This window comes from Arthrobacter sp. Soil_C_60, assembly GCF_057656375.1.
In genome coordinates this window covers 543,349-565,764 of the sequence record NZ_JBDGKM010000003.1, presented here as the reverse complement: position 1 = coordinate 565,764, position 22,416 = coordinate 543,349, and the positions used below count along the sequence as shown (strand labels likewise).

The following is a 22,416-nucleotide window of genomic DNA, read 5'->3' as shown; positions in this document are numbered from 1 at the left end:
CGCCCGGGAGGTATTTAGAGCATGCACCGGGCCGGGGACGCACCGCTGACGGACTGCTGACGCGCCGTTTTGGGCCACAGCCCAACTACCGGTAAAGTTGACGCGTCTGGTGACGTGTCCGAGCGGCCGAAGGTGCAACACTCGAAATGTTGTTTGGTGCAAGCCAACGTGGGTTCAAATCCCACCGTCACCGCCACTGATAGCCCCGCAACCCCCACGGTTGCGGGGCTATTGTTTTGTCCCGGCTCCGCCCCGGCGCAGGTCGGACCGGATCCCGCTGCCGTATGACGGGTTCCGTATCCTGAGCGGCGGTCACTAAAGTTGGACCATGGCCGACTCCCTCACCACAATCGCCACGGAACATATTGGTGCCGCCGGCGAAACGATCCCGGACGCCTACTACATCCGGCTGGACGACACCCGCTTCCACTCGACCCTGCACTCGCAAGGCGCTTGGAATGCGCACGAGCAGCACATGGCGAGCGCCTCGGGGCTGCTGATCCACGCGGTCCAGCAGAACCATCCGCGGCCGGAAGTGGCGCTGAGCCAGGTCACGTTCGAGATCCTCGGGGTCATCCCGGGCGGCGAAATCGAAGTGACAACCGAGGTAGTCCGTCCCGGCCGCACCATAGAACTGATCGAGGCGACGCTCAGCGGCAACGGCCGCCCGGCGATCCGCGCCCTGGTCTGGCGCCTGCTCACCGGGGACACCAACGAAGTGGCCGGCGGCGAGGGCGGACAGCTCAAGCCGCCCTCCGAATGCGCGCCCTATGAGATGGAGTCAGTCTGGGACGGCGGCTTCATCGCGTCCACCGAATTCCGCATCGCGGAGCGGGGCGGGCCGGGCAACGGTGCCGCGTGGATACGCACGCCGTACGCGATTGTGGACGGCGAGGAATCCGAGCCCATCGCCCGTTTCCTGGGCCATGTTGATACGGCTAACGGCATTGCGGTCCGGCAAAGCCCGCGGAAGTACATGTTCCCCAACCTGGACCTGACCGTGCACCTGTTCCGCCAGCCCGAGGGCGAGTGGACCGGCATGGACACCCGCGTGCACTTCGGCGCGTCCGGCGTCGGCATGACCGCCACGGACCTTTACGACGAGCGGGGCCTCGTGGGCAAGGCGGCGCAGATCCTCACCGTGCGCAAGTTCCCCGAGCCGAAGGCATAAGCGCCAAAGCCCGAACGAACGACGACGGCGGGGCTCACCTTAGCGGGGCGTTGCTCGCGTTTGTGGGGCTACTGCGGTTCTCCACAGCTGGTGAAAGCTTCCAACAGCCCATGGCCTAGGATCGAAGTGGGGCCGCCGGAGTGACGCACCAGACAACGGCGGTTGTCTGTCCTGCCCAGTCTCGCAAAGAAAGCAGTCCGCCGTGGAGTTAGTTCTGCCAGCCGTTCTCGTCGTCGTCGTTCTCATCATTATTTTCAGTTTCATGCGGGCCTACCGCGTCGCCGGTCCTTCCGAGGCGCTGATCATCACCGGCCGGGGCGGCCAGGATGACCAGCGGGTGGTCTCCGGCGGACGCGTCATTGTGTACCCCTTCATCCAGCGGGCGTACACCATGTCGCTGGCCTCGCGCCAGATCCGGGTGGAAATCGACGGCATCTCGAAGAACGGCATCCAGCTCTCTCTCACCGGCGTCGCGCAGGTCAAGGTCGGTGGGGACGAGGTCTCCATCCGCCGGGCCGCGCAGCGTTTCCTCAACCAGCAGGACCAGATCGACCACTACACGCAAGAGATCCTGGCCGGCTCACTGCGCGCCGTCGTCGGAACGTTGACCGTGGAGCAGGTCATCCAGGACCGCGCGTCCTTCGCCGCCTCGGTTTCCGAAGAGGCCGAGCACTCCATGAACAACCAGGGCCTGGTCATCGACACGTTCCAGATCTCGGCCGTGGACGATGACGGCGACTACATCAACAACATGGGCCGCCCGCAGGCCGCCGAGGTGGCCAAGCTCGCCGCCATCGCCGAGGCGCAGGCCACGCGCGAGGCCTCCGAGGCACAGGCCCTGGCCGATGAGAAGGTTGCCATCGCCCAGCGCACGCTGGCCCTGAAGCAGGCCGAAATCAAGGAAGAGACCGATGCCCGGCTGGCCGCTGCCAACGCCGCCGGCCCGCTGGCCGAAGCCGCGCAGCGCCAGCGGATCCTGGAGCAGGAAGAACTTGTTGCCGTCCGCCAGGCGGAACTGAAGGCCAAGCAGTTGGACACCGAAGTGCGCCGGCCGGCCGATGCGGAACGTTACCGCCAGGTGCAGATCGCGGAGGCCGCCAAGACCCAGTCCATGCTGGCCGCCGAAGCCGAACTGGCCCGCCGTGAAAACGAAGCCAAGGCCGTGGAGCTTGAAGGTGCCGCCAAGGCCGCCGCCATCCGCGCGCAGGGTGAAGCAGAGGCCGCATCCACGCTGGCCAAGGCCGAGGCCTACAAGCAGTTCAACGACGCCGCCGTGCTGGACCGGATGCTGGACACGCTCCCCCTGATCGCGCACGAGCTGGCGGCACCGTACGCCAATATCTCGGAGCTGAACGTCATCTCCAACGACGGCGAAAGCAAGCTCAGCCAGAACATCTCCACCAACCTGGTGGAAACGCTGTCCATGCTCAAGACCATGACCGGCGTGGATCTGACCGACGTCGCCCGCAACATGACGGCGGAAAAGACCTCCAAGGCGGGGGCTACCGGAACCAGCACGGATCTGCTGGCGGCCTCCGACAACCACGAGCGCGCCGGAAGCTAGCGGTAACTCCGTTGGACCGGCGGGCTCCTGGCCCGCCGGTCGGCAGCCGGATGACAAGATAGTCCAATGGCACTTCGCATTCTGACCGTCGGCCGCAAGCACGAGTCCTGGGTGGCCGAGGGGATCGACCGCTACGAGAAGCGGATGAAGAAGCCCTTCGATGTCACCTGGCTGCCCATCCCGCACTCCGCCCGCGAGCACGACGCTGCCCGCAAGGAGGAATCCGAGCAGCTGCTGGGCAAGCTGGGCGGCAAGTGCGCCAACGACTTTGTCATCCTGCTGGACGAACGCGGCAAGAACATCGACTCGCCCACACTGGCCCGCACGCTGCAGGCGCCGCTGGATACCTCGCGCAACATCACGTTGATCATCGGCGGCGCCTACGGCGTGGACCAGAGCATCCACCAGCGCGCCGATTTCGTCTGGTCCCTGTCCAAGCTGGTATTCCCGCACCAGCTGGTCCGGCTGATCCTGATCGAACAGCTCTACCGGGCTCAGGAAATTGCAAGCGGCCGCCCCTACCATCACGAGTGAGGCAACAGGGGCTGTGCCGGCGCATGATTTGAGGCGCGCGGGTCCCTGGCGGCTAGACTTTTACGGAATGTAGAAGAACGGCGGGAAGGGAGGCGGCGATGCTATCCGTGGCTCCCGTCCGCCTGCTCCGCGCCGCCGCGGTAAGCGCGACGGTGCTGTGCCTCGCTGCCGCCGCGCACGTGGCCGGCGGCGGCACTATGCCGGCCGCCGGCGTCGTTATTGGCCTGGGTGTGCTGACGCTGCTTCCGGTGACCTTGCTTGCCGGCCGCAAACTCGGCCCCACCACGATGGCCGCCATCCTCGCCGCTAGCCAACTGGCCCTGCATCAGGCCTTCACTGCTCTAAGTACGACGGCGGTGTGCACCGAAGCGGGCCACCACGCCTATGCGGGGGCCGGGTCGCTGGAGTGCGTGGCCGGCGCCGCCGGTGCTGCTGGTGTTGCTGCGCACGGGCCGGCCGAGCATGGTGCTGCCATGGTCGTCGCCCACGTGCTCGCCGCCGCGCTGACCGGGCTGCTCCTGGTCCGGGGCGAAGAGGCCGTCTGGGCGCTTGCCGCCTGGCTTCGGCCGCTCGCCAAGCTGCCCTCCGCCGTCGTTCTTCCCATCCGTCCCGCCCATACCGCGCCGGCACCCGGTACGCTGCTGCGCCCGCGGACCCTGTGCCAGCTGAAGCTGGAGCCGCTGCGCGGGCCACCGGCGCTTTCCTTTCACTAAGCCATCCGGCTTGCAGCGTTCCGGGCAACACCCCGGCCATCGCCCGCAGGCCATTCAGCTCACGCGCCCTACTTGGCGCACCCTGAAAGGTAATAGCCATGACCACCCAGACAACGAACCCTGCCCGCACCGCCGGCGCTGCCCGCACTAACCGCCGCACCGCGCGCACCCTGCGCACCGGGCTTGCCGCCGCCGCGACCATCGGGCTCCTCGGCTTCGGTGCCGCCGCGGCCTCGGCCCACGTCCATGTCACCCCGGACAGCACGGCCGCCGGCTCCTCGTCCCTGCTCACCTTCGACTTCTCACACGGCTGCGAAGCTGCGCCAACCACCGAAATCGCGATCAGCCTGCCGGAGCAGATCGACGACGCCACGCCTACGGCGCATCCGGGTTGGGACGTCGAGAAGGTCGAAGAGACGTTGGAGACGCCCAAGAAGCTCGAGAACGGGACCACCATCACCAAGCGCGTGAGCGAGATCGTCTACACCGCGAAGGAGCCGCTGGCCGACGGCGTCCGCGATGTCCTCCAGATCCAGGTCCAGCTGCCCGCGGCCGAGGGCGAAAACCTGGCCTTCCCCGTGCTGCAGACCTGCACCGAGGGGTCCACGGACTGGGCGCAGGTCGCCGAAGCGGGCCAGGACTCCCACGATCTGGAGTCCCCCGCGCCGTCGTTCGCGGTAACCGCGGCCGAGGCGGCGGGCCAGGGCCAGGGCACGGCCGGGGGCTCCGCCGACACCGAGCAGGCGTCGAACACCTCCGCGGCCGGTACCGGTGGAACCAACGACGGCGGTGCGGCCACGGCCGGCTGGGTCGGCCTCGGGGCCGGGCTGCTGGGCCTGCTCGCGGGCGCCGCGGCGCTGGTTCGCACCCGCGGAGTGAAGAAGTAAAGAACGCTCCGCAAAAAGTCGGCGAAACCCGGTCCTTGGCGGCCGGGTTTCGTTGACTCCGGGCCGGCTGGCCGTACGCTGGTGTCATGGTGAAACGTAACAAGCTGCCCGGGGCAGCAGCGGCAGTTCTGATGGGTTGTGCTGTACTGCTGGCCGGGTGCGGCCAGCCGGAATCCCAGGAGCCCGCCGGCAGCGCTCCTGCCGCCTCGTCCGCCGCCCCCGAGGCCTCGGAGCAGGCCTCCGGTTCGGCGTCGGGGTCCGGCTCCGCCGCCACCGAAAGCACGCCTGCGGAAGAAGCAGAAACCTCCGCCCCGGCCGCCGAAGAGACGGACGCGCCGGCCGAGGGCACTGCCGAAACGGGCGAGTGCAAGGCGGACCAGTTGGAGGCCGCCATCAAGACCGAGCCCGGGGCCGGCGCGGCCGGAAGCGTCTATCGCAGCCTGATGGTCACCAACATCGACTCCGAGGACTGCACCGTCCGCGGCTACCCCGGGGTGTCCTACGTGGACGCCGCCGGCAACCAGATCGGCGCGCCGGCGGACCGGGATCCGGCAGCGGAGGCCGTGACCGTAACGCTGGCGCCGGGCGAATCCGCCGTGGCCCAGCTGCAGCAGACCAATGCGGGTAACTACGGTCCCGAATGCAACCAGGCGGACGTGGCTGGGGTCCGCGTCTACCCGCCGAACGACACCGCCTGGCTGACCGCACCGCAGGAGACCATCGGCTGCGCCAACGAGGCCGTGGTGCTCATGACGGTCGGCACTTTTGTAGCTGCATAACCGCCGGCGGGTGCATCCTGTCAGTGCCGGGCGATAGTCTCGAACTATCGAAAACAGCTCGCCGGTTCTGTCCAGGTTCTCCCCGGCCACAAGCGCGTGGTTCGCCGGGGCTTTTAGCGCGCCCACGGACGCGCAGGAGGGCGCCTGGAACGCCATCTCGGCCGGCTCCCATGCGCTGGTGGTCGCCCCTACCGGCTCCGGCAAGACGCTGGCGGCCTTCCTCTGGGCGCTGGACAGCTTCATCACCGCGGCCGAACATGCCCCGGAGCTGCCCATCGAAGAACTCCCGGCAGCCAAGCGCGGCAAAAAACCCTCCCGCGGCACGAAGGTCCTCTACATCTCGCCGCTGAAGGCTCTGGGCGTGGACGTGGAACGGAACCTGCGCGCGCCGCTGATCGGCATCACCCAGACCGCCAAACGGCTCGGGCTGCCAGCACCGGAGATCACGGTAGGTGTCCGGTCCGGGGACACCCCGGCGTCGGACCGGCGCCGGCTACTTACCCACCCGCCTGACATCCTGATTACGACGCCGGAATCCCTGTTCCTGATGCTGACTTCCAGGGCGCGCGAGACTTTGGCGGCGGTGGACACCGTCATTGTGGACGAGGTCCACGCCGTCGCCGGGACCAAGCGCGGCGCCCATCTGGCCCTGTCGCTGGAGCGACTGGATGCGCTGCTGCCGAAACGTGCCCAGCGGATCGGGCTTTCGGCCACGGTTGAACCGCTGGACACGGTCGCCCGCTTCCTCGGCGGCAGCGCGCCGGTGGAAATCGTGGCGCCGCCGTCGCAGAAGAAATGGGACCTGACCGTCTCCGTCCCGGTGGAGGACATGACGGCGCTGGCGGCACCGTCGGCGGAGGAACTCGGGCCGGGCGCGCAGCCGGCATCCATCTGGCCGCATGTCGAAGAGAAGATCGTGGATCTGATCGCCGCGAACCGGTCCACCATTGTTTTCGCCAACTCCCGGCGGCTGGCCGAACGGCTCACGGCCCGGTTCAACGAGATCTGGGCCGAACGCCAGACCGCCGCCGAGGTGTGGGCGACGGAGCAGCCACCGGACAATGCCGCCGGGGCCAACGGGACGTCAGCCGGCGCCGAACCTGTTCCGGACGCCGGTCCAGCCATTGCCGGTTCCCCGCCGCGCATGCCCGCGCAGATCATGGCGCAGGCCGGTTCGATGTCCGGAGCGGAGCCGCTGCTGGCGCGTGCCCACCACGGGTCGGTCAGCAAGGACCAGCGGGCCCTGATCGAAGATGACCTGAAGTCCGGCCGGCTGCGTTGCGTGGTCGCCACCTCCAGCCTGGAACTGGGTATCGACATGGGTGCCGTGGACCTGGTGGTCCAGGTGGAGTCCCCGCAATCGGTAGCCAGCGGGCTGCAGCGCGTGGGCCGGGCCGGGCACCAGGTCGGCGAGACCTCGCAGGGGGTACTGTTCCCCAAGCACCGACAGGACCTGGTCAACACTACGGTCACCGTTGAGCGCATGCTGGCCGGGCGGATCGAGCCGCTCTACATTCCGGCCAATCCGCTGGACATCCTCGCCCAGCAAACGGTGGCGGCCACAGCGTTAGGTCCCGTGGAGGTGGAGGAATGGTTCGACGTCGTACGCCGTTCCGCACCCTTCGGCACTCTGCCGCGCTCCGCCTTCGAGGCCACCCTGGACCTGCTCGGTGGCCGCTACCCCTCGGACGAGTTCGCCGAACTGCGCCCGCGGATTATCTGGGACCGCGTGGCCGGAACCATCACCGGGCGGCCGGGTGCGCAGCGGCTGGCAGTTACTTCCGGCGGCACCATTCCGGACCGCGGGCTCTTCGGCGTCTACCTGGTGGGCTCCGAAGACGGCGCGGGCAAGGGCGGCAGGCGGGTCGGCGAGCTGGACGAGGAGATGGTCTACGAATCGCGTGTGGGGGACGTGTTCGCCCTGGGCGCCACGAGCTGGCGGATCGAGGACATCACCCATGACCGGGTGCTGGTCTCCCCCGCCTTCGGCCAGCCCGGCAAGCTCCCGTTCTGGAAGGGCGATTCGCTCGGCCGGCCGGTGGAGCTGGGCCGCGCGCTGGGCGCCTTTGTGCGCGAGCTGGCCGCGACTGCACCCGAGCCGGCGCTGGAGCGGCTGCGCGGAAACGGCCTGGACGAGTGGGCCGCCGCCAACCTGGTGGCTTATCTGGCCGAGCAGCGGCAGGCCACGGACGTGGTGCCCAGCGACCGGGCACTGGTGGTGGAGCGCTTCCACGACGAGCTCGGCGACTGGCGGGTGGTGCTGCACAGCCCGTTCGGTATGCCCGTGCACGCACCTTGGGCCCTCGCCGTCGGCGCCCGGCTGCACCAGCGCTACGGCCTGGACGGTTCGGCGATGGCCGCGGATGACGGCATTGTCCTGCGCGTGCCGATGATGGAAGACGAGCCGCCGGGCGCGGAGCTGTTCCTGTTCGACCCGGAGGAGCTGGACCAGATCGTCACCGCCGAGGTGGGCGGTTCCGCCCTGTTCGCGTCCCGGTTCCGTGAGTGCGCGGCCCGCGCGCTGCTGCTCCCCCGGCAGAACCCGGCCAAACGCACCCCGCTGTGGCAGCAGCGCCAGCGCTCGGCCCAGCTGCTGGATGTCGCCCGGAAGTACCCCACGTTCCCCATCGTGCTCGAAACCGTGCGCGAATGCCTGCAGGATGTCTATGACCTGCCCGCGTTGAAAGACATCGCCTCGTCCATCGAGCGCCGGGAACTGCGTATGGTCGAGACCACCACGCCGCAGCCGTCCCCGTTCGCCCGCTCGCTGCTCTATGGCTATGTGGCGTCCTTCCTCTACGAAGGCGACTCCCCGCTGGCCGAGCGGCGCGCGGCGGCCCTGTCGCTGGATCCGTCGCTGCTCAATGACCTGCTGGGCCGGGCGGAACTGCGCGAACTGCTGGACGCGGACATTATCGCCCGCACGGAGCGCGAACTCCAGCGCCTCAGCGAGGATCGGAAGGTCCGCGGCATCGAGGGCATCGCGGACCTGCTGCGGCTGCTCGGACCGCTCACGACGGCGGAAATCGCCTTGCGCGTCGAACTCCCCGAGGGCGCGGGGCCGGCGGAAGCCGAGACCACGACGCCGGATAGCGAGGCTGCGGTGGACGCTGCCGCCGCAGCCTACGTCGAGCCGCTGCTGGCGGAACTGGCCAAAGCCAACCGTGCACTCAAGGTGGGCATCGCCGGCGTCGGGCGCTGGGCCGCCGTCGAAGACGCCGCGCGGCTGCGCGACGCACTCGGTGTCCCACTGCCGATGGGCGTGCCGCTGGCCTTCATCGAGCCGGTGGCGGATCCGCTCGGGGACCTGGTGGGCCGCTATGCCCGTACGCACGGTCCGTTCACCGCGCCGGAATGCGCGGCGCGGCTGGGGCTCGGCGTGGCCGTGGTGGACACCGCGCTGCGCCGCCTGCTCAAGGACGGGCGCGTGGCCGAGGGCGAGTTCCGGCCGCCGGAAAGCACCGTCCCGCCGGTGACCGGCGTGGTGGAGTGGTGCGATGTCGAGGTGCTGCGCAAGATCCGCCGCCGCTCGCTGGCCGCCCTCCGCCAAGAGGTGGAGCCGGTGGATCCGGCCACGTACGCGCGGTTCCTGCCGGTCTGGCAGAACGTGGGCTCCGGCCTGCGGGGGCTCGACGGCGTGGCCACCGTGATCGACCAGCTCTCCGGCGTGCCGGTGCCAGCCTCGGCCTGGGAGCCCCTGATCCTGGGCACCCGGGTTGCCAACTACGCGCCGTCGATGCTGGACGAGCTGACCGCTACCGGCGAGGTGCTGTGGGCCGGGGCCGGATCGCTGGCCGGAAACGACGGCTGGATCACGCTGCAGCTGGCCGAGAACGCCCCGCTGACGCTCAACCCGCAGCCCGATTTCGAGCCCAGCGTGCTGCAGTACGAACTGCTGAACCTGCTTGCCTCCGGCGGGCAGTTCGGCGGGGCCGCCTTCTTCTTCCGCCAGCTCGCGGATGCGCTGGCGGCCGGCGGCACCCAGGCAACGGATACCGACGTGGTGACCGCCCTGTGGGAACTCGTCTGGGCCGGGCGGATCACCAATGACACGTTCACACCGGTGCGTGCCCTGCTCGCGGGCGGGACCACGGCGCATAAGCAGCGGCCGTCCGCGCCGCGCGCCCGCTCGGCACGGCTGGGCCGGATCGGGCGGATGCACGGGCTGGGCACCGGGACCGGCCTCGGGTCGGGAGCCGGGCTGAGGCCGGGCGCCAGCGCGGGACACTCTGGCCGCGCGGCCCTCCCGCTCGCGGCCGGTCGCTGGTCGCTGCTGCCGGCGCCGGAAGCGGATCCGACCATCCACGCCCATGCCACTGCCGAACTGATGCTGGACCGCTACGGCGTGGTGACCCGCGGCTCGGTGGCCAACGAAGGGATTCCGGGCGGCTTCGGGCTGCTCTACAAGGTGCTGGCGCGGCTGGAGGAAACCGGGCGCTGCCGGCGCGGCTACTTCATCGAACATCTCGGCGCCGCGCAGTTCGCCGTACCCGCCACCGTGGACCGGCTGCGTTCATTCAACCGCGACGCGCAGCTGGCCGAGCAGGCCCCGGCCGCGCTCGCCCTCGCCGCCACGGATCCGGCCAATCCCTACGGGGCTGCGCTGCCGTGGCCGGCCCAGGACGGCGGACACCGGCCGGGCCGCAAAGCCGGTGCGCTGGTAGTGCTGGTGGACGGAGAGCTGTCGCTGTACGTGGAGCGCGGCGGCAAGACGCTGCTGACCTTCACCGAGGATCCGGACGCACTGACGCTATGTGCCGAGGCCTTGGTGGGCATCATCCGCCGCGGCGCCGCGGACAAGATGGCGGTGGAGAAGGTCAACGGCGCACCCGTGCTGGACACGGATGTTGCCCGGGCGCTGACCGGCGCCGGCTTCTACACCACGCCGCGGGGACTGAGGTTCCGTGCCTGAGGGGGACAACGTCTGGCGCACTGCGCGCAGCCTGCGCGCGGCGCTGGCCGGGCAAGTGCTGCTGCGCTCGGACTTCCGTGTGCCCAAGCTGGCCACCCTGGACCTCGCGGGCAACACCGTGGACAACATTGTCTCGCGCGGCAAGCACCTGTTGATGCGCACCTCCGGCCCCGCCGGGGACCTGAGCATCCATTCCCACCTGCTGATGGACGGCAGCTGGCGGATCTACGCCCCGGGCCAGCGGTGGAACAAGCCGGCATTCCAAGCCCGCGTGGTGCTGGAGACCAAGCCGGCCACCGCCGTCGGGTTCCTGCTGGGCATCCTCGAAGTAATACCGACGGCGGAGGAAGCCCAGTCGGTGGGCCATCTGGGGCCGGATCTGCTGGGCCCGGACTGGGACGCGGAGGAGGCGCTGCGGCGGCTGCGCTCGGACCCGGAGCGCGGCATCGGCCTGGCGCTGCTGGACCAGCGGAACATGGCCGGCGTGGGCAACGTCTACCGTTGCGAACTGTGCTTCCTGGCGGGAGTGCACCCGCTGGCGAAGGTAGGGCAGGTACCGGACCTGCCTAGGATCGTGCGGCTGGCCAAGACCCTGCTCGAAGCGAACAAGGACCGGAATCGGCGCAACACCGTCGGCGGGCCGGCGGGCCGGAACGCGAGTCCGGTCTGGGTCTACGGCCGCGCCGGACAGCCCTGTCTGCGCTGCCGCACCCCGGTGGCCCATACCAAGCTGGGCGAGACGGAGCTAACGGAGCGGGACCTGTATTTCTGCCCGCGCTGCCAGCCCGAGACCATATGATTAGCAACGGAACGCGAGAAGGGGGACTATGAGCTGGGTCGAGACCATCCCGGCCTTCGTGACGGCCGTGGTGCTGGTCTTCGGACCCGGCCTGCTCTGGGGCGGCGTCCTGGGACTGCGCCGCCTGGCGCTGGTCGCCGTGGCCGGGCCGTTCAGCGTCACCGCCATGGTGGTCGCCGCGGAATTGGGCGGGCTGACCGGATTACCCTGGGCCTGGCCAACCCTGCTGCTGGTCACCGTGGTCGTTGCGGTAGCGCTCTGGTGGCTGCGACGGCTGATGCGCAACCGGCTTCACCGCGAACATACTGCGGCATCGGCCCCGGCGCTGTGGCGGACGGTCGCGATTACCTGGGCCGTCTCCGCCGTGCCGCTGGCCGGCTACATGTTCTGGATCATCGGCTCGCCGGACAATATCGCCCAGTCGCACGACAACGTTTTCCATCTCAATGCCCTGCGCTACATCGCGGATACCTCCAATGCCTCCTCGCTGACGCTGGGCTATCTGGGCACCACCGACCAGGGAGTCTTCTACCCGGCCGGCTGGCACGCCGTTGTTTCCCTGGTCATGACCACCGCCGGCCTCCCCGTGGCTGCGGCCATCAACGTCACCAACATTGTCCTGATCACCGGCATCTGGAGCACCGGCTGCCTCTTTTTGGTCAGCCGCATCACCGGCGAACGCATGATGCCGCTGCTGGTGGCCGCGGTACTCTCCACCGCCTTCAGCAGCTTTCCGTACCTGCTGCTGGAATTCGGCGTTGTCTATCCGTTCATGCTCTCCATCGCCATCCTGCCCGCCGCCCTGGGCCTGGTGATCCAGTTGCTGCGGATCGGCCTGCCCGGCACCATCTCCACCGAGGGCAACATTCTGTTGCTGGTCGGGCTGATACCGGGCATGGCGCTGGCGCACCCGGCCACCGTGATGGGACTGCTGGCGCTTGCGACGCCGATGGTACTGGCTGCGGCGTACGGCGTCTCCCGCTCGGGTACTTCACGCGACAAGACAAAAGCCGGGCTCAGCACGGTGGCCTATCTGGTGGTGCTCGGTTTCCTGTGGGCAGTACTCCGGCCGGCGCGCAGCAGCTCGGAAAACTGGGACAACATGGGCAACGCGCTCCTGGCGCTCTGGGAGGTGGTGGTGCATGCCCCGCTCTACCGGCCCATCGGAATCCTGGCGACGATACTCACCATCGTGGGGGCCGCCGTCGTACTTAATGTGCGCAAGCACCGGTGGGTCCTGGGGATCTATCTGGTCGCCGCCGTGATTTTCGTGGTGGGGAACTGGAAGGAAGCCCCGCTGATCCGCTGGCTGGTGGCCGGCATCTGGTACAACGACTTTTTCCGGATCAGCGCCATGCTCCCGGTGGCCGGCATCCTGATCGCCTCCCTGGGCGGGGTGGCGTTGGCCGGGACGGCGCGGTCCTTCTTCCGGGCGTGGCTGGCGCACAAGGACAAGAAGCAGCCGGTGTGGTTCCGGCCGGCCGCCACGGCGGTGCTGACCATCGTGGCGCTGGCGGTCGCTCCGCTGTTCGCCGCCCAGCGCAGCATCCAGGAAGCGGCGTTCAAGTACCGGTTCACGGACGATTCGTACCTGCTGACCGAGGACGAACTCGCGCTCATCAAACGGCTGCCCGAGCACGTTCCGGCGGACGCCGTCGTCGTTGGTAATCCAATGACCGGCGCGTCCTTGTCCTACTCGTACACGGGAATCCAGACGCTGCTGCCTTCCGGCACTACCTCCCCCGCCGTCAACGGGAAGCTCATTCTTCAGAAGCTGGACGAGATGGACTCGGACCCGGCGGTCTGCGAAGCCGTGCGCGCTGCCGGCGTGGGATTTGTCCTGGACTTCGGCACGAGTTCGGTCCACCCGGGCGAGACCAGCATCCAGCCGGGGCTGCGGGACCTGGATACAGAGAACGGTTTCGAGCTCGTGGACAGCGAAGGCGACGCGGCGCTCTACCGGATCACCGGCTGCAGCTGAGCGGACGGGGCGCGATGGCTGCCGGGTGCGGTGGATGCCGGCCGCGGGTCAGCTTTCGCAGTCCTTGCAGTAGAACAGGCCGTCCTGTTCCCGGGCCAGCATAGAGTGGTGGCGGATCAGGAAGCAGGATGAACAGGTGAATTCGTCCTCGCCGGGCGGGATGATCCTGACCTGGAGCTCCTCGCCGGAAAGGTCGGCACCGGGCAGCTCGAACCCCTCTGCCGCGTCGGCTTCATCCACCTCGATCTCCGAGGACCGGCTGTCGCTCTTGTGGGATTTGAGTTCCTCGATGGACTCTTCGGGCTCGTCCTCGGTCGATTTTCGCGGTGCATCGTAGTCTGTAGCCATCGCGGGCCTCCACTTCAACTGTTGACAGTCCTCGTACGCTTCAGCACGCTCCCGCAAGAACGTTGGTTCCCCACTATAGGGCAGTTGCCGGGGTCGCTGTCATCCCTTTCCACAGGAATGGCAGCGGCGCTGGGAGCGGGCGTGGGCAGCGGCGGCCGGACAACTGCTGCGCCGGGCGCCGGTACCCTTGAAGGGTGATGAAATCCCCCCTCCCTGTGCGCGACGGCGTCAACGCCACCCGGCTGCGCCTGCCTGACAACGGACCTTGGCAGACGGCACTGGACTACATGCTGCACCGCTGGGGCCATGTGGATCCGGAGGGCATCAAGGACCGTTTCGACCGCGGCGAGATTGTCGGCGAGGGCGGTGTGCGGTTGCACCGGGACACTGCGCTGGAGGACCACACCTTCATTTGGTACTACCGGACGCTGCCGGCCGAGGACCGGCTGCCGGTGGAGCTGGACATTCTGCACCAGGACGAGAACATCCTGGTGGTGGACAAGCCCCATTTCCTCCCGACGACGCCGGGCGGAACCTACATCAGCGAATCGGCCCTGGTCCGGCTGCGCGTCCAGCTCGACATCCCGGACCTGATTCCCATGCACCGGCTGGACCGCCTCACCGCCGGCGTGCTGCTCTTCTCCACCAACCCCGCCACCCGCGGCAACTACCAGGTGCTGTTCGAAAAGCGCCGCGTGGAAAAGGAGTACGAGGCGATCGCGGCGGTGGACCAGCGGCTTCAGTTCCCGCTCGTCGTGCGCAACCGGATGGTCAAGTCCCGCACCTACTTGCTGGCCGAGGTAGTGGAGGGCGCGTTCAACGCCGAGACCCGGATCGAGCTGGAAGAAACCCGCGGCGTGCTCGGCAAGTACCGGCTGGAACCGCATACCGGCAAGACGCACCAGCTGCGCGTGCATATGGCCTCGCTGGGAGTGGGCATCCTGCACGATCCGTTCTACCCGGTCCTGCTGGACAAGGCCCCGGACGATTACAGCCGGCCGCTGCAGCTGCTGGCGCGCGGCGTCCGCTTCACTGATCCCCTCTCCGGCGCACCGGTCGAATACCGCAGCCGGCTGGAGCTGTCCGAATGGGCAGCCGCTGCTGCTCCGGAGCCTGCGGGACGCTGAGCGGGACAGATCATAAGCCGACTGACCATTTCGGCCAAACCTCTTATGCCGCCGGTGGTTCATAGTTAGAGTCGGATCATCCAGCCCGGTCCGCACAGACCCAGAAAGACGAGTTGGCTGTCGCACGTCCGGGCACTCGCTATGCGGAGGAAGCCATCCATGTTTTTCCATAAGCAAGAGCTGCAATACAAATCAACGCCGGACAAGCCCGATGCCGTTTATGCCCGCAAGTTGCAGGAGGTATTGGGCGGACAATACGGTGAAATCACCGTGGCGATGCAATACAGCTTCCAAGCCTGGAACATCCATATCCCGGGCAAGTACAAGGATCTGCTCTACGGGATCGGCGCCGAGGAATTCGGCCACGTGGAAATGCTCGCCAAAATGATCGCCCAACTGCTGGAAAAGTCCCCGCTGGGGATTACCAACGACGCCGTGCAGTCGGATCCTACCGTAGCGGCAGTTGTCGGCGGCACCGACGTTCAGCAGGCAATCGTTGCCGGGGCCGGCGCGAGGCCGGTGGACAGCAACGGCAACCCGTGGATGGGTTCCTATGTCACGGCCAGCGGCAATCTGTTGGCTGATTTCACCGCCAACGCCAATGCGGAAATGCAGGGCAGGCTCCAGGTGGCGCGGCTCTACCACATGACCGATGACCATGGCGTGCGGGATCTGCTCTCCTTCCTGTTGGCCCGCGACACCATGCACCAAAACCAGTGGATTGCCGCCGCACGCGAACTCCAGGAAGAAGGCGCCGAAACACTGCCGGTACCCAGCAACTTCCCGCTTTCCAAAGAGAACCGCGACGTTGCCTACCAGTACCAGAACTTCTCGGACGGCGCCGCCGCTTCCGAAGGTTCCTGGGCCAATGGACCCACACCGGACGGGCGCGGGGAATTCACGTACCACGATGGCCCGACCACTACCGGCCCGATGCCGGAGCCGACGCATCCCGATTCACGCTTCTACGGCACCACGGAACTGCCGAACATCGTGGAAAAAACCGCCGGCTCCGTTCAGGACAAGCTGCACAAGGAGTAGAGGACTAAGGCATGTTCCACCGCAATGTAGCCGAGAAGATCCATCTCATTGAGCACGCCAATGTGAACCTGTACCTCGTCGAGGACGGTGACCAGATCATGCTGGTTGATTCCGGCCTGCCGGCCATGTGGAAGATGACGGTCGCTGCCCTCCGCGAGCTCGGCCGTTCGCCACGTGACATTTCCGCGCTGGTCCTGACGCACGCGCACTTCGACCACCTCGGGTTCGCCGCCAGGATCCAGCACGATCTCGATGTGCCGGTCTACGCGCACCCGGGCGACAGCTACATCGCCGAGCACCCGTACCGGTACAAGCATGAAAAGAACCGGCTGACCTACCCCGTTAAGTACCCCGCCTGCGTTCCCATCCTGGCCCGGATGACCCTGGCCGGAGCGCTCAACGTCCGGGGAGTCAAGGATCTTCGCGTACTGGGCGCCGAGGCCGGCCTGCAGTTGCCCGGCGCACCGGCGGTTATCCATACGCCCGGTCATACCGAGGGCCACTGCGCGCTCCATTTTCCGGAACGGGACACCATCTTCACCGGAGACGCCTTGGTCACCCTCGATCCGTACACCGGCAAGCGCGGCCCGCACATTGTCTCCGCGGCGGCCACGGCAGATACCAGGCAGGCGCTGAAATCGCTCGAACTGCTGGCCGAAACCGGTGCCGGCACGGCGTTGCCCGGCCATGGCGAACCGTACCGCGGCGGAGTTGCCTCCGCAGTGGACGAGGCCGTGCGCCGCGGCGCCACCTAGCACCGGCGGCCAGGACAGCAAGGGCAGGAGGGCCGCGATGGAATCCGTAGTGGAGGTTGACCCGGATGATCTGTACGGCCTGATCGCCGCCCTGACGCAGGACCAGTGGCAGCCCGTCCGTCCGCACATTCGTATCGCAGTGGCCTACCGCGGCCACACCTCCGCTGAGCGTGACCTGTCTACCGGACTCGTGCGGCTGCGCGGGGACTCAAGTGCCCAAGTGGAACCGCATCTGATGCGCAACTTCCGCAAATATGCCCACCGGGATACCACCCCCGGGGACTCGGACTGGAACTGGTTGAGCGTAGCCCAGCATTACGGCCTGCCGACGCGGCTGCTGGACTGGAGCCACTCGCCCTACGTTGCGCTGCACTTTGCCACGAGGGACACCTCCCGCTACGAGGAAGCCGGCGCGGTGTGGTGCGTGGATTATGCTGCGGCCCATGAATTGCTGCCACCGGAACTGCGCAGCGAGATCGAACCGGCCGGCGGCGGGCTCTTCACCACCGAGATGCTCTCCCGCTCGGCCTACACCCTCGCCGAGTTCGACCGGTTCCATGACGACGACGGACACAGCATCCCGTTGTTTTTCGAGCCGCCCTCGCTGGACGAGCGCATTGTGAACCAGGCCGCGATCTTTTCCACCATGTCCGACGCCACGGCCGGCCTGGACGAATGGCTGCAGCGCCACCCGGAGCTGTACCGGAAGGTGATTGTTCCCGCGCAGCTCAAATGGCGGATCAGGGACCATCTGGACCAGGCCAATGTGACCGAGCGCGTGCTGTTTCCCGGTCTCGACGGCCTGTCCCGCTGGCTGCGGCGCTACTACAGTCCACGTGACCCGGTGCGGAACCCGCGGGACGCCTGAGGAAGCGGCCTGCTCATGGCCGACGGCGAGCGCCGCTGGTCCAAGCGAGCGCTATTGGCCCAGCAGGCTCCGGTGGACGGCGCGGAAGGTCTGGGCCAACCCGGCAGAAAACAGCACGAACTCGATGAGCTGGACGCCGCCGTCGTATTTCCTGGCCTCACCCAGCCCGGCCAGGGCGACGCTCCCGCCGTCCCAGCCGTAGACCCCGGCGCTGATCGCCGGGAAGGCCACGGACCGGGCGCCCAGCTCATCGGCCACACGGAGGCTTTCGCGGAAGCAGGAGGCCAGCAGGGCCGGATCATTCTGGCCAGCGTGCAGGTTGGGGCCGACGGTGTGGATCACCCAGCGGGCGGGCAGCCGGAAGGCCTCGGTGGCGACGGCGGATCCTACCGGCAGACCGTCGGGCAGCTGCGAAGACCGCAGTTCCCGGCACGCGGCCAGCAGCTCCGGACCGGCGGCGCGGTGGATCGCGCCGTCCACCCCTCCTCCGCCCAGCAGGCTCGAGTTCGCCGCGTTGACCACGGCGTCCACCTCGCGGCGGGTGATGTCACCTTCGAGAATCCTTATCTCCATACTTTGTACTCTGCCACCGGTGCAGCATTGCGGGTAGATTGGGGAGGTGGAAATCCCCGAAGGGCCGTGGCAATGGCTGTATTATCCGATGACCTTGCTGATGGTCGTTCTGGATGCCCCCATGCCCGCCGCGCCGTCGGAAATCATGGTCATCGGCGGCGGCACGCTGCTGGCCCACGGGGAGCTGATCCTGCCGCTGGTTGTCCTGACCGCGTTCGCCGGCAGCATGGCCGGGGACGTGCTGCTGTTCCTGCTCTTCCGAGGCGGCATCAACACCCTGCTCAACCGGTACCGGTGGGGCCGCAGGGTGGACCGTGCCGTGACCCAGGCGCTGGAGAAGGCCGGCCGGTCCTCCACCTATGCCGCCATTGTCGCCGCGCGCTTTATCCCCGGCGGCCGGACCGCGTCCGTCGCGGCTGCCGGCCTGGCGGATGTCCCGCTGAATACGTTCCTGGTCTTGTCCGCCACGGGCTCCACAGTCTGGGCGTTGTGGATGACCGGATTGGGGCTTGCCACCGGCCTCGCCACGGATCTGCCGTTCTGGGTGAATCTTGTTTTGGGTACGGTGATTGGCATACTGGTGGGCACGGCCATAGCTGCCGTCATCAGCCTGCGCCGCCGCAGCCAGCCGGCGCCGGTGCTCGGGGGTGCCGTCGACATCGAGGAGTAGCAGGAGCGAACACCCCGCTTCGGTCCAAGCCGTTATGGACGCCGTAAAACCCTACCTCCACAAGACCCGGACCATCCTCGCCACCGACCTGGCACGCCAACTCGCGGTCAGCGTCAGCCTGATGTTCGCGCTGCTGATCGGGGTGCGCGGTGCCGGCCTGCTGGGCGGCACCGCAATCAAGGACGCGGCCGGGGGCGCCTTTGCCCCGGACTTCACCCTGCTGGCCCCCGCTTCGGGCGCGTTCAGCATCTGGTCGGTGATCTACGTGGGGCTGGTCGGCTACACCATCTTCCAGTGGTGGCCGACGCAGCGCCGCACACCGCGGCAGCGCGCCGCAGGCTGGCTGGTGGCCGCGTCGCTCGTCCTCAATGCCTGCTGGATCCTGAGCGCGCAGGCCTCGAATGTGGGGCTGAGCCTGATCGTCATGATCCTGCTGCTGGCCGTACTGCTGGCCGCGGTCTACTTCCTGACGCGCTATCCGACAAAGTCCCTCGTGGAAGGGCTCCTCACAGATGCTCCGGTAGGGCTGTACACCGGCTGGATTCTGGTAGCGGAAGGCGCCAACGCGGCCAGCTGGCTCACGCTGCGCGGCATCGACCTGTTCGGCTGGGGCGCCGATGTCTGGGCCGTCATCACCCTCGGCATGGTCTCCTTCGCCGGAGCGGTAGTGGCTATGACTGGCCGCGGCCGGATGTCCGCCGTAGCGGCCTTGTGCTGGGGGCTGGGCTGGATCGCAGTATCCCGGCTCCTGGGCGATCCGGTCTCCGTGCCGGTGGTCATCGCGGCCGGATTCGGTTTCTTCTTTGTGCTGGTCTGCGGGACGTCGCGCCGTTTCCGTGTGGGGCACGAGGAGCGCCGGGCCTTTCGCCGCGGCTACGTTCCGGAGATCTGAGATCCAAACAACGACGGCGTGCCACGGCGGCCAAGGGGTATCAGTATGACCAGCAACTACGGCACTTTCGTCCAACGTCCCGCAGGACCTGCCGGAGCGATGGAGAGCACGTGGTGGCCGTGGCGTGACATGGACGTCCATGTTGAGCGCATCGGCGCCCCGGACGCCCCGGTGCGGTTGGTACTCTTCCACGGTGCCGGCGGCAACGCCGACGCCATGCGTCCCTTCGCAGAACATCTGGCAGCATTGGGAACCTGCGTGAGCGTTCCGGATCTTCCCGGGTACGGCCTCACCCGGTCACCCGATCCGGCAGGTATCCGGTACGGACACTGGCAGCAGTTCGCCCAGGACTTCGTGCGTGCCGAATCCGATGACCGTCCGCTGGTCCTGATGGGAGCCAGCATGGGCGGGCTGCTCGCTTTCGAAGCGGCAGCCGCCACCTCGCTCGCCGCCGCCCTGGTGGTGACGTGCTTGCTGGATCCCCGGGACGAGAGGGTCCGGGCACGCCTGGCCTGGCATCCGGTGCTGGGGAAAGTAGCCGGCTCTGGGCTCCGGCTCCTGGCCGGGCCCCTTGCCCGCGTGCGGGTTCCCATCCGCTGGCTTGCCGATATGCGCCACATCAGCAATGATCCCGGACTGGTGCGTGCCGTCCTCCGGGACCCCAACGGCGGCGGTGGCTCGATGTCCCTGGGCTGGATGCGCAGCTTCATGGAATGGCAGCCCGATGTTGAACCGGAAGACTTCAGCTCAGGCCGCGTCCTGATGGTGCATCCTGCCGAGGACCGGTGGACGCCGCCGGAGATCAGCGAGGCGTTTTTCGAACACATCGCGGCGCCCAAGCAGATCGTGATGCTGGAGAACGCGGGGCATTTCCCGATCGAGCAACCAGGGCTGGACCAGCTTGTGGCGGCTGTCGGACAACTGGTGGCGGACCTCCGGTAGCCTCCGCTTGGGGCGCGGCAGGTCGAGGTCAGCGCAGCGTCTGCCACTTTCCGCGGCTGCGGCGCAGGACGGCGAGTCTTTCAGTGGTGGCCACCTGCTCGACGGCATGGCGCATGTTAGCGGCGGCCTGCAGCGCCTGGCGGTTTTCGGCGTCGTACGCATTCGGGTCCACCGTGAAACGTACGGTGATCCGCGGGACCCCGGCAACGACGTCGAGCTGGTTCGCTTCCACCACGTGGGCAGAGCCGATGGCAGCGACGGCGGCCTCCATCACGTGCTCTGGAACATGTCCGGGGCGCAGGCCAGTGATGTTGAGCTGGGCTCGGAAGGATGGCATCGCTCAACTCTATCTGCGCCACGCGAACGAATCCGACCCAATACCGTCAGTAATGGTGGCGGGCGGCAATGACCACCAGCTGGGCATCCTCCATGGCATAGACCAGCCTGTGTTCTGCGGTGATCCGGCGTGACCAGTATCCCGCCAGTTGGTGCTTCAACGCTTCCGGCTTGCCAATGCCCCCGAACGGAGTGCGCCGGCATTCCTCAATCAGCCGGTTGATGCGCTTCAGGATGGCCCTGTCCGTTGCGATCCAGTACTGGTAATCCTGCGAACCGATATCGGTAAACAGGACATTCACTCGGCGAGCTGCCTGGCCGTTGCTTTTCCGGCTCGATGCTGGGCGATGCTTTCAGTGAGGCGGGCGGCGTTTGCGGGGGTTCGCAGCAAGTATGCCGTCTCCTGCAAGGCCTCGTAATCTTCAAGCGACATGAGCACAGCGCTGCCCTTTTTGGACACAATCTCAACGGGGACGTGGTCCTCGTTAACCTGTTCGATCAAGGGAAACAGCCGCGCGCGTGCTTCCGATGCGGTTATGGCCATGAATCCTCCTAGTGGTACTGGATATTGTACTACTGAGGTCTGTCGGCGGACGGAGCGGATGCTACAGCCTCCCGAAGGAAACGGATCGCTTCTTTGACCCGCCGCGGGACGCGGGTCCCTGGCGGCAGGGCGGCAACCACGGCGTTAGGCGGCAGCTCGTCGGCAAGCGGAACATAGGCGACCTTGAGCCCGTCCCCCGTTGTGTCGTTCACCGGGCGGGTGTTGACCATGGAATAGCCCAGTCCGCGGGCAACAAGGGAGCGGATGGTTTCCATGTCTGTGCTGGGCCAGCGGAGCTTTGGCTCGACGCCGACGGCGCGCATCATGCCGGTCGCCCTTTCGATGGTGGGCGGCACGTCATGAAGGATGGCCCATTCATCCTGCACCTGGGCGAAAGTAATGGACTCCTGACTTGCCAGCGGGTGCGTTGCCGACAACATCAGGTGCGGTTTCACCCGGGCAATTTCCGCCAGCTCCACGCCGTCGACCGCCTGCAGCGAGTAGATCAGGGCAAGATCGATCCGCCCCTCCAGGACGTCCTGCTGCAGTTCGGCAGCGCTGGCCTCACGGAATGAGACGTCTACTGCCGGATACTCCCGGCTGAAATACTCCACGAGGCCAGGCAACAAACGCGGGGACAGGGTGGGGCTGCAGCCCGCACGCAACGCTCCCCGCATTTCGTCGAAGCCGCCGGCAACGGCACCTTCAATGTCGCCGATCATGCTCAGGATGTGCCTTGCCCTCGCCGCGAGCTCCACGCCCGCCGGCGTTGCCACCACTTTCTTCGCGCGGGTCCGGATCAGCAGATCAACACCTACTGCGTGCTCCAGCTGGGCGATGGCCATGGAGGCCGCCGCCTGGGAGATATTCGATTCCTTCGCGGCTGCCGTGACGGAACCGTGGTCCAGTACGGCAACGAAGTACTGCAGTTGGCGGATGGTGAACTCAGCCATCAACTCCCCTTATGAACTCCATCAGAT

22 protein-coding genes and 1 tRNA gene are annotated in these 22,416 nt (G+C 67.5%); 17 read left to right on the top strand and 6 right to left on the bottom strand.

Annotated elements, in window-relative coordinates; translation table 11 throughout:
• Positions 1-108 precede the first annotated feature (108 nt).
• From AC3A4M_RS09450 to AC3A4M_RS09405, 10 genes are all read left to right on the top strand, one after another.
• A tRNA-Ser gene (locus AC3A4M_RS09450) sits at positions 109-196 on the top strand.
• A 132-nt stretch (positions 197-328) separates the two neighbouring features.
• Positions 329-1,171, top strand: a complete 843-nt coding sequence (locus AC3A4M_RS09445; protein WP_498735512.1) for a thioesterase family protein — start codon at positions 329-331, stop codon at positions 1,169-1,171.
• 202 nt (positions 1,172-1,373) lie between these two features.
• Entirely contained in the window at positions 1,374-2,735 is a 1,362-nt protein-coding gene (locus tag AC3A4M_RS09440; RefSeq protein ID WP_498735510.1) for a flotillin family protein, read from the top strand.
• A 66-nt stretch (positions 2,736-2,801) separates the two neighbouring features.
• Positions 2,802-3,269, top strand: coding sequence for a 23S rRNA (pseudouridine(1915)-N(3))-methyltransferase RlmH (locus AC3A4M_RS09435; RefSeq protein WP_498735508.1), 468 nt, complete (start codon positions 2,802-2,804; stop codon positions 3,267-3,269).
• A gap of 98 nt (positions 3,270-3,367) precedes the next feature.
• On the top strand, positions 3,368-3,982 hold the full coding sequence (locus tag AC3A4M_RS09430; protein ID WP_498735506.1) for a hypothetical protein: 615 nt from the start codon (positions 3,368-3,370) through the stop codon (positions 3,980-3,982).
• Between the two features lie 98 nt (positions 3,983-4,080).
• Positions 4,081-4,869 (top strand): YcnI family copper-binding membrane protein, encoded by a 789-nt coding sequence (locus tag AC3A4M_RS09425; RefSeq protein WP_498735504.1) that lies wholly within the window; start codon positions 4,081-4,083, stop codon positions 4,867-4,869.
• An 86-nt stretch (positions 4,870-4,955) separates the two neighbouring features.
• Positions 4,956-5,648, top strand: coding sequence for a DUF4232 domain-containing protein (locus AC3A4M_RS09420; protein WP_498735502.1), 693 nt, complete (start codon positions 4,956-4,958; stop codon positions 5,646-5,648).
• A 46-nt stretch (positions 5,649-5,694) separates the two neighbouring features.
• Positions 5,695-10,560, top strand: coding sequence for an ATP-dependent helicase (locus AC3A4M_RS09415; RefSeq protein WP_498735584.1), 4,866 nt, complete (start codon positions 5,695-5,697; stop codon positions 10,558-10,560).
• Positions 10,553-11,359 carry an Fpg/Nei family DNA glycosylase gene (locus tag AC3A4M_RS09410; RefSeq protein ID WP_498735500.1) on the top strand — a complete coding sequence of 269 codons (807 nt, stop codon included), beginning with the start codon at positions 10,553-10,555 and terminating at the stop codon, positions 11,357-11,359. The genes AC3A4M_RS09415 and AC3A4M_RS09410 overlap by 8 nt, the downstream gene beginning before the upstream one ends.
• Before the next feature lie 28 nt (positions 11,360-11,387).
• Positions 11,388-13,340 carry a DUF6541 family protein gene (locus tag AC3A4M_RS09405; protein WP_498735498.1) on the top strand — a complete coding sequence of 651 codons (1,953 nt, stop codon included), beginning with the start codon at positions 11,388-11,390 and terminating at the stop codon, positions 13,338-13,340.
• Positions 13,341-13,388: 48 nt separating this feature from the next.
• Here the strand turns inward: AC3A4M_RS09405 and AC3A4M_RS09400 are convergent, their stop codons facing one another.
• Positions 13,389-13,688, bottom strand: a complete 300-nt coding sequence (locus AC3A4M_RS09400) for a DUF4193 domain-containing protein (RefSeq protein WP_498735496.1) — start codon at positions 13,686-13,688, stop codon at positions 13,389-13,391.
• A gap of 197 nt (positions 13,689-13,885) precedes the next feature.
• Between AC3A4M_RS09400 and AC3A4M_RS09395 the strand changes: the two genes are divergently transcribed.
• The 4 genes from AC3A4M_RS09395 to AC3A4M_RS09380 all read left to right on the top strand — a co-directional run bounded on the left by AC3A4M_RS09395 (position 13,886) and on the right by AC3A4M_RS09380 (position 17,479).
• Positions 13,886-14,815, top strand: a complete 930-nt coding sequence (locus AC3A4M_RS09395) for an RluA family pseudouridine synthase (RefSeq protein ID WP_498735583.1) — start codon at positions 13,886-13,888, stop codon at positions 14,813-14,815.
• Between the two features lie 159 nt (positions 14,816-14,974).
• Positions 14,975-15,856, top strand: a complete 882-nt coding sequence (locus AC3A4M_RS09390) for a manganese catalase (protein ID WP_498735495.1) — start codon at positions 14,975-14,977, stop codon at positions 15,854-15,856.
• 11 nt (positions 15,857-15,867) lie between these two features.
• Entirely contained in the window at positions 15,868-16,611 is a 744-nt protein-coding gene (locus AC3A4M_RS09385; protein ID WP_498735493.1) for an MBL fold metallo-hydrolase, read from the top strand.
• A gap of 37 nt (positions 16,612-16,648) precedes the next feature.
• Positions 16,649-17,479: an FRG domain-containing protein gene (locus AC3A4M_RS09380; RefSeq protein ID WP_498735492.1), complete on the top strand. Its 831-nt coding sequence runs from the start codon at positions 16,649-16,651 to the stop codon at positions 17,477-17,479.
• A gap of 51 nt (positions 17,480-17,530) precedes the next feature.
• Here the strand turns inward: AC3A4M_RS09380 and AC3A4M_RS09375 are convergent, their stop codons facing one another.
• Entirely contained in the window at positions 17,531-18,052 is a 522-nt protein-coding gene (locus AC3A4M_RS09375) for an O-acetyl-ADP-ribose deacetylase (RefSeq protein ID WP_498735490.1), read from the bottom strand.
• 46 nt (positions 18,053-18,098) lie between these two features.
• On the opposite strand from AC3A4M_RS09375, the gene AC3A4M_RS09370 reads away from it, so the two are divergent.
• Genes AC3A4M_RS09370 through AC3A4M_RS09360 form a run of 3 tightly spaced genes read left to right on the top strand, consistent with a single transcriptional unit; the run spans position 18,099 to position 20,556 of the window.
• Positions 18,099-18,722 carry a DedA family protein gene (locus tag AC3A4M_RS09370; RefSeq protein WP_498735488.1) on the top strand — a complete coding sequence of 208 codons (624 nt, stop codon included), beginning with the start codon at positions 18,099-18,101 and terminating at the stop codon, positions 18,720-18,722.
• A gap of 34 nt (positions 18,723-18,756) precedes the next feature.
• Complete coding sequence (locus AC3A4M_RS09365; protein ID WP_498735486.1) at positions 18,757-19,614, top strand: TspO-related membrane protein; 858 nt, start codon at positions 18,757-18,759, stop codon at positions 19,612-19,614.
• A 45-nt stretch (positions 19,615-19,659) separates the two neighbouring features.
• The gene (locus AC3A4M_RS09360) at positions 19,660-20,556 is read left to right on the top strand and encodes an alpha/beta hydrolase (RefSeq protein ID WP_498735484.1); all 897 of its coding nucleotides are present in this window, start codon (positions 19,660-19,662) and stop codon (positions 20,554-20,556) included.
• A 28-nt stretch (positions 20,557-20,584) separates the two neighbouring features.
• On the opposite strand, the gene AC3A4M_RS09355 is transcribed toward AC3A4M_RS09360, so the two are convergent.
• Genes AC3A4M_RS09355 through AC3A4M_RS09340 form a run of 4 tightly spaced genes read right to left on the bottom strand, consistent with a single transcriptional unit; the run spans position 20,585 to position 22,389 of the window.
• Positions 20,585-20,893, bottom strand: a complete 309-nt coding sequence (locus AC3A4M_RS09355) for a hypothetical protein (protein ID WP_498735483.1) — start codon at positions 20,891-20,893, stop codon at positions 20,585-20,587.
• A 46-nt stretch (positions 20,894-20,939) separates the two neighbouring features.
• Positions 20,940-21,194, bottom strand: a complete 255-nt coding sequence (locus tag AC3A4M_RS09350) for a Txe/YoeB family addiction module toxin (protein ID WP_498735481.1) — start codon at positions 21,192-21,194, stop codon at positions 20,940-20,942.
• The gene (locus AC3A4M_RS09345) at positions 21,191-21,436 is read right to left on the bottom strand and encodes a type II toxin-antitoxin system Phd/YefM family antitoxin (RefSeq protein ID WP_498735479.1); all 246 of its coding nucleotides are present in this window, start codon (positions 21,434-21,436) and stop codon (positions 21,191-21,193) included. Before AC3A4M_RS09345 ends, AC3A4M_RS09350 begins: the two co-directional genes overlap by 4 nt.
• Positions 21,437-21,465: 29 nt before the next feature.
• Positions 21,466-22,389: a LysR family transcriptional regulator gene (locus AC3A4M_RS09340; RefSeq protein WP_498735477.1), complete on the bottom strand. Its 924-nt coding sequence runs from the start codon at positions 22,387-22,389 to the stop codon at positions 21,466-21,468.
• Positions 22,390-22,416: the final 27 nt, after the last annotated feature.